General features: G+C 71.8%; 6 protein-coding genes. 4 read left to right on the top strand and 2 right to left on the bottom strand.

Annotated elements, in window-relative coordinates; genetic code table 11:
* Positions 1–301: 301 nt before the first annotated feature.
* Positions 302–1,234 carry a LysR family transcriptional regulator gene (locus AC3A6R_RS23650; protein WP_487865767.1) on the top strand — a complete coding sequence of 311 codons (933 nt, stop codon included), beginning with the start codon at positions 302–304 and terminating at the stop codon, positions 1,232–1,234.
* Here the strand turns inward: AC3A6R_RS23650 and AC3A6R_RS23645 are convergent.
* Positions 1,219–1,455 carry a hypothetical protein gene (locus AC3A6R_RS23645; RefSeq protein WP_487865766.1) on the bottom strand — a complete coding sequence of 79 codons (237 nt, stop codon included), beginning with the start codon at positions 1,453–1,455 and terminating at the stop codon, positions 1,219–1,221. The genes AC3A6R_RS23650 and AC3A6R_RS23645 overlap by 16 nt on opposite strands.
* A 149-nt stretch (positions 1,456–1,604) precedes the next feature.
* On the opposite strand from AC3A6R_RS23645, the gene AC3A6R_RS23640 reads away from it, so the two are divergent.
* Genes AC3A6R_RS23640 through AC3A6R_RS23630 form a run of 3 tightly spaced genes read left to right on the top strand, consistent with a single transcriptional unit; the run spans position 1,605 to position 4,841 of the window.
* Entirely contained in the window at positions 1,605–2,852 is a 1,248-nt protein-coding gene (locus AC3A6R_RS23640; protein ID WP_487865765.1) for a putative DNA modification/repair radical SAM protein, read from the top strand.
* A gap of 10 nt (positions 2,853–2,862) precedes the next feature.
* On the top strand, positions 2,863–4,338 hold the full coding sequence (locus tag AC3A6R_RS23635) for a UdgX family uracil-DNA binding protein (protein WP_487865764.1): 1,476 nt from the start codon (positions 2,863–2,865) through the stop codon (positions 4,336–4,338).
* Positions 4,335–4,841 (top strand): ureidoglycolate lyase, encoded by a 507-nt coding sequence (locus AC3A6R_RS23630; protein WP_487865763.1) that lies wholly within the window; start codon positions 4,335–4,337, stop codon positions 4,839–4,841. Before AC3A6R_RS23635 ends, AC3A6R_RS23630 begins: the two co-directional genes overlap by 4 nt.
* Here AC3A6R_RS23630 and AC3A6R_RS23625 read toward each other — a convergent pair.
* Positions 4,829–6,022: an amidase gene (locus tag AC3A6R_RS23625; protein ID WP_487865762.1), complete on the bottom strand. Its 1,194-nt coding sequence runs from the start codon at positions 6,020–6,022 to the stop codon at positions 4,829–4,831. The two genes, AC3A6R_RS23630 and AC3A6R_RS23625, sit on opposite strands and share 13 nt — an antisense overlap.

The raw sequence follows: 6,022 nt of genomic DNA, 5'->3' as shown, positions 1-6,022 counted from the left end.
CAAGGCGCCAAGCGCAAGCTGGACTGATGTCCAGCGAGCATTGGCAACGCCGCATGCGCCCTGTCTCGCGCAACCCTCCGGGCCGCTGCCTGGGACTGCCATGCTGCGTTGCGGGCTCGTTGTGTGGCTCGCCACACGGCCTCGCCCGCGCCTTGCGTGGCAGTCCCAGGCAGCGGCGCGGGGCCATGCCCAAGCCCGGCAGCCTCCTAGGTGAACCCCGCATTCTTGGTCGGGTGCGGGGCTTTGACAATTGCATAGTCCATTGACAGACTGTCAAAGAATTTTTGACAAAATCGGCGCCATGGACCTTCAATCGCTGTCCCTGCTGGTCGAAATCATCGACGCGGGCAACCTCAGCGCCGCGGCGCGGCGGCTCAAGATGAGCCGCGCCAACGTCAGCTACCACCTCAACCAGCTCGAGCGGTCGGTCGGCGCGCAGCTCGTGCGCCGCACCACGCGCCGGGCCGAGCCGACCGAGATCGGGCTGCGGCTCTACCAGCACGGCATCGTGATCCAGGGCGAGCTGCTGGCCGCGCGCGAATCGGTCACCACGCTCGGCCAGGGGCTGCAGGGCCGCGTGCGGCTCAGCGTGCCGAGCGGCTACGGCCAGCTCGTGATGGCCGGCTGGCTGATCGACTTCAAGCGGCAGTACCCGGGCATCGTGCTCGACGTGGTGTTCGAGAACCGCATCGAGGACCTGCTGCGCGACGAGGTCGACATCGCGATCCGCGTGGTGCCCGAGCCGCCGCAGAACCTGGTGGCGCGCGACCTGGGCGCGGTGCGCTACGTGGCCTGCGCCTCGCGCGGCTATGCGGCGGAACATGCGCTGCCGCAGCAGCTCGACGAACTGCAGAGCGCCCCCGTGGTGACGGCAGCCGTCGTCGGGCGGCAGCTGCGCGTGTCGGCCTACCAGAGCCAGGAGCTGGGCGAAGTGCGGCGCGAAGTGGTGCTCGAGCCGACGCTGATCTCGGAAAACTTCCTGTTCCTGCGCCAGGCCATCCTGGCGGGCCTCGGCATCGGGCTGGTTCCCGACTACGTGGTGGCCGACGACATGCGCCGCGGCGACGTGGTCACCACGCTCGACGACTGGCGCCTGTCGCTCTTCGGCACGCAGATGTTCATGCTCTACATGCCGAACCGGCAGCACACGCGCGCGATCCGGACCTTCATCGACTTCATCCTCGCGTGCGTGCGGGTGCCAGGCGAGGAGGCGCCGGCTCAGTCGCAGCGATAGGTCACCTCGGCGCCCGGCGCGCGGGCCGCCGCCTCGGGGTCGAGGTAGCGCATGGGCGCGCCGAAGTTGCGGCAATAGGCCTCGGCGTCCTGGGTGGAGGGCGACTTGAAAACGCCGTCGGCGAGGAAGACCACGCGCGGCGCGGTGCGCGGGGAGGCGCATCCCGCGGCAAGCAGCGCGGCAGCCAGTGCGAGCACGGAGAAGGAAGAGAGGCGGCGCATCGGACACGGCGCATCGCTGCGCATCGGGTGGAAAGAGCCCTGGACTGTAGCGGGCCGCGTGGCGAGCGACCCTGCGCGCAGCCGGTCTTTGTCAACGCCGGCGCCTCGGTGCTGTATATTCATACAGTCTTTTGACGCCCCAAGCCGCCGTGGAACTTCAGCGCAAACTCGCCATCCTTGCCGATGCCGCCAAATACGACGCCTCCTGCGCGTCGAGCGGTTCGCAGCCGCGCGACTCGGTCGGCGGACGCGGCATCGGCTCGACAGAGGGCATGGGCATCTGCCACAGCTACGCGCCCGACGGCCGCTGCATCTCGCTGCTCAAGGTGCTGCTGACCAACCACTGCCAGTACGACTGCCTCTACTGCGTCAACCGCGCCTCGAGCAACGTGCCTCGCGCGCGCTTTCGCATCGACGAGGTGGTGCAGCTCACGCTCGACTTCTACCGGCGCAACTGCATCGAGGGCCTTTTTCTGTCGAGCGGCATCGTCAAGTCGCCCGACCACACGATGGAGCAGGTGGTCGAGGTGGCGCGGGCGCTGCGCGAGGACCACGACTTTCGCGGCTACATCCACCTGAAGACCATTCCCGACGCAAGCGACGAACTTATCGCGCGGGCCGGCCGCTATGCCGACCGGCTCAGCATCAACGTGGAAATGCCGACCACCGAGGGGCTTCAGGCGCTCGCACCCGAGAAGGACGAGAGCGCCATCCGCCGCTCGATGGCGCGGCTGCGGCTTGCGATCGACCACACGCGCGAAGAAGCGCGCCGCGTGGTGCCGATCCGCGTGCTGCCCGGCGCCGCCCCCGTGGCCGCCAAGCCGCCGCCCTTCGCGCCCGCGGGGCAGAGCACCCAGATGATCGTGGGCGCCGATGCCACAGACGACCGCGGCATCCTCGCGACCAGCGCCACGCTGTACGGCGCCTACCGGCTGCGCCGCGTCTACTACTCGGCCTTCAGCCCCATTCCCGATGCGGCGCGCGCGCTGCCGCTCACCGCTCCACCGCTCTTGCGCGAGCACCGGCTCTACCAGGCCGACTGGCTGATGCGCTTCTACGGCTTCGGCCACGAGGAGATCGTGGCGGCGCCCGACGGCCTGCTGCGGCTCGACGTCGATCCCAAGATGGCCTGGGCGCTCGCGCATGCCGAGTGCTTCCCGGTCGACCTGAACCAGGCACCGCGCGAGATGCTGCTGCGCGTGCCCGGGCTCGGCGTCAAGGCCGTCGACCGATTGATGCAGGCACGTCGGGTGCGACGCGTGCGTGCCGAAGACCTGCGGCGGCTCCATGTGCCCGCGCGCAAGGTGCTGCCGTTCGTGGTGGCCGACGGGCATCGGCCGGCGCGCGGCGCTCTCGCGGCGCCGCCGCGCACCGCGGTGCAGGCATCGCTGTTCTAGGGGCCGTGCGATGCAGGCGCTGCTCGACGATCCGGTCGACCTCGACGCATTCCGCCGCAGCGCCCGGCAACTGCTGGCCGCTGGCGTGCCGCCGGGCGAAGTCGAATGGCGTGTGCGCGACGCGGCCGGCGGCGATGGCGGCGGCGGCGCAAGCCAAGGCCTGTTCGGCGAGGCAGACACCATGCTGCCCGCGCCGCCCGCCGTGCCTTCGCATCCCGTGCCGGCCGCCTTCGTCGCGCTCTGCGCCGACGTGGTCCTGCACCGCGACGACCAGCGCTTTGCCTTGCTCTACCGCCTGCTCTGGCGCCTCGCGCACGAACCCGCGCTGCGGCACGATCCACTCGACGCCGACATGATGCGAGCCCAGCGCATGGCCCGGTCGGTGCGGCGCGACATCCACAAGATGCGCGCCTTCGTGCGCTTCACGCGCGTGGCCGACGAGGCCGACGGGCTCGACCGGCATGTGGCGTGGTTCGAGCCCGAGCACCGCATCGTCGAGGCCAATGCGCCGTTCTTCGCGCGCCGCTTCGCGCAGATGCGCTGGGCCATCCTCACGCCCGACCGCTGCGTCGCGTGGGACGGTGCCGCGCTGGCCTTCCGGCCCGGCGCCGACCGGCGCGAAAAGCCCGCGCCCGACGCCGGCGAGCAGCTCTGGCTCACCTACTACGCGCACATCTTCAACCCCGCGCGGCTCAAGCTCGCGGCCATGCGCAACGAGATGCCGCGCCGCTACTGGCACAACCTGCCCGAGGCCGCGCTGATCCAGCCGCTGGCCGACGCCGCCGCGGCGCGCAGCCAGGCCATGATCGATGCACCGGCCACGCCCGTGCGTCGCATCCGCGCGCCCATCGCGCTGCACCTGCGCCCCGCGGAAGGCGTGGCGCCCGCGAGCCTGGCCGAACTGCAGGCCGCCGCGCACGGCTGCCGCGCCTGTCCGATCGGCGCGCTCGCCACGCAGGCCGTGTGCGGTGAAGGCCCGCTCGCGCCGCACCACATGCTGGTCGGCGAGCAGCCCGGCGACCAGGAAGACTTGGCGGGCCGGCCGTTCGTCGGGCCGGCCGGGCAGCTGCTCGACCGCGCGATGGCGCAGATCGGCTGGCCGCGCGACAGCGTGTACCTGGCCAATGCGGTGAAGCACTTCAAGTACGAACTGCGCGGCAAGCGCCGCATCCACAAGACCGCCGGCCAGCGCGAGGCCGAAGCCTGCGCCCATTGGCTCGACCACGAGATCGCGCTGGTGAAGCCGCAGGCACTGGTCGCGCTCGGCGCCACCGCGGCGCGCGCGCTGCTCGGGCGCCCGGTGGCGGTGCAGGCCGAACGCGGCATGTGGCTGCACGAACGCGCCGACGGCCGGCCGGTGTTCGTCACGCTGCATCCCTCGGCACTGCTGCGGCTCGCGGACGGCGAACGCGCCGCCGCCTATGCACGCTGGCGCGACGAATTGGCCGCCGCGCGCGGCACGGTTTCTGCTGCAATGGCGGCATGACGCCTGCCCATGCTTTGCTCGCCATCCGGCCGCTGACCGCCGACGCCTTCTCGCCCTTCGGCACGGTGATCGCCGCGCCGCCCGGCGAAGGCCGGCCCATCAACGGCGGCAGCGCGCAGCGCTTCGACCTCGTGGACGACCTGCAGCTCGACGCCGGCGGCGGCCGGCCGATGCTCGCGCTGTTCCGCGCGCAGGCACGGCGCTTTCCGCACGAGGTCGTTGAACTGGAGCGCCATGCGCTCGGCAGCCAGGCCTTCGTGCCGCTCGGCATGCGGCGCTTCGTGATCGTGGTCGCACGTGCAGGTGCGGCGCCCACGTCGGCGGCCGATCTTTCGGCCTTCGTGACCGATGGGCTGCAGGGCGTGCTGCTCGCACCCGGCACCTGGCACCACGCGCTGCTGGCGCTGGACGCGGGCGACTTCGTGGTGCTGGAGCGCGGCGCCGATGTGCCCGACTGCGACGTCTGCCGCCTGGCCGCGCCGGTGGCGGTTCAGCCGGGCTGAGACGCCGCCGCGATGCGCTCGGCCAGCGCGACCAGCGAGCGGTCCGAGCCTGCGGGGCCGAGCAGCGAAAGGCCCAGCGGCGCGCCGTCGCGCTGCGCGAACGGCATCGACAGCTGCGGAAAGCCGCTGAGGCCCGCGATGCAGAGCATCCGGATCGAGCGGTCGCGGTAGTCCTCCAGGCCGGCCTCGGCCTCGCTGCGCAGTGGCGCGATGTCGGGCATCGTCGGCATCAGCAGCACGCCGTCATGGCCGAGCAGCTCGGCGAGGTGGCTGCGGAAGGCGCTGCGAAACGCACGGCCGGCGACGATCTGCGCATCGGTCACGCCGCGCGACCAGGCAAAGCGCTCCGCCACGCCGGGGCCGAGTGGCGGCGCATGGCGCTCGATCAGCGGCCCGTCGGTGAGCCAGGCCTCATGGCCCTGCACGTAGCGAAAGTTCCAGTACATCGCATCGAAGGAGTCGAGCGCCACGTCGACATGCCGCGCCTCGCCGAGCACGGCCTGCACGCGCGCGGCGGCATCGGCCAGCGCCGCGGCCGCGGCCGGCACCGCGAGCGACCAGACATCGTCGGGACGCAGCAGCCGCACGCGCGCCGGCAGGGCCACCGCATCGGCGCCCAGCAGCACGTCGGCCACGCGCGCGAAGGTGGCGGCGTCGCGCGCGAACCAGCCGCAGGTGTCCAGGCTCGGCGCGAGGTCCATCACCCCCTCGAGGCTCACGCGCCCGTGCGTCGGCCGCAGGCCGTAGAGGCCGCAGTGGTTGGCCGGCGCGCGCACCGAACCGCCGGTGTCGGTGCCCAGCGCGAAGTCGCACAGGCCCCACGACACCGCCGAGGCCGAGCCTGACGACGAGCCGCCCGTGATGCGGTCCTTCGCGGCGCCGTTGATCGGCGCACCGAAATGCGCGTTGTTGCCGTTCATCGAGAACGCGAGCTCGTCGGTCACGGTCTTGCCGACGAAGCGCGCGCCCGCGTCGAGCAGCTTTTGCACCGCGGGCGCGGTGCGTGTCTTGATGCCCGACATCGCGAGCACGATCGGGCTGCCGCCGCCGGTGGGATGGCCGGCCACGTCGAACAGGTCCTTGGCCGCGAAGCTCAGGTCGGCGAGCGCGCCGGTGGCCGCATGCGGCACCGGAACGTCGGGGTAGGGAACGAAGGCGTGGGCGGGGTCGTGCAATGGCAT

The sequence above is a fragment of the Variovorax sp. Soil_C_19 genome (genome assembly GCF_057657255.1).
Note: the sequence above shows the minus strand (reverse complement) of the source record. Positions and strands in the feature narration are given on the sequence as shown.

What these genes read in the sequence shown, in the direction of transcription:
- AC3A6R_RS23650 (WP_487865767.1), top strand. Translation starts at nt 302, where the DNA reads ATGGACCTTCAATCGCTGTCCCTGCTGGTCGAAATCATCGACGCGGGC.
- AC3A6R_RS23645 (WP_487865766.1), bottom strand. Translation starts at nt 1,455, where the DNA reads ATGCGCCGCCTCTCTTCCTTCTCCGTGCTCGCACTGGCTGCCGCGCTG.
- AC3A6R_RS23635 (WP_487865764.1), top strand. Translation starts at nt 2,863, where the DNA reads ATGCAGGCGCTGCTCGACGATCCGGTCGACCTCGACGCATTCCGCCGC.
- AC3A6R_RS23630 (WP_487865763.1), top strand. Translation starts at nt 4,335, where the DNA reads ATGACGCCTGCCCATGCTTTGCTCGCCATCCGGCCGCTGACCGCCGAC.
- AC3A6R_RS23625 (WP_487865762.1), bottom strand. Translation starts at nt 6,022, where the DNA reads ATGCCATTGCACGACCCCGCCCACGCCTTCGTTCCCTACCCCGACGTT.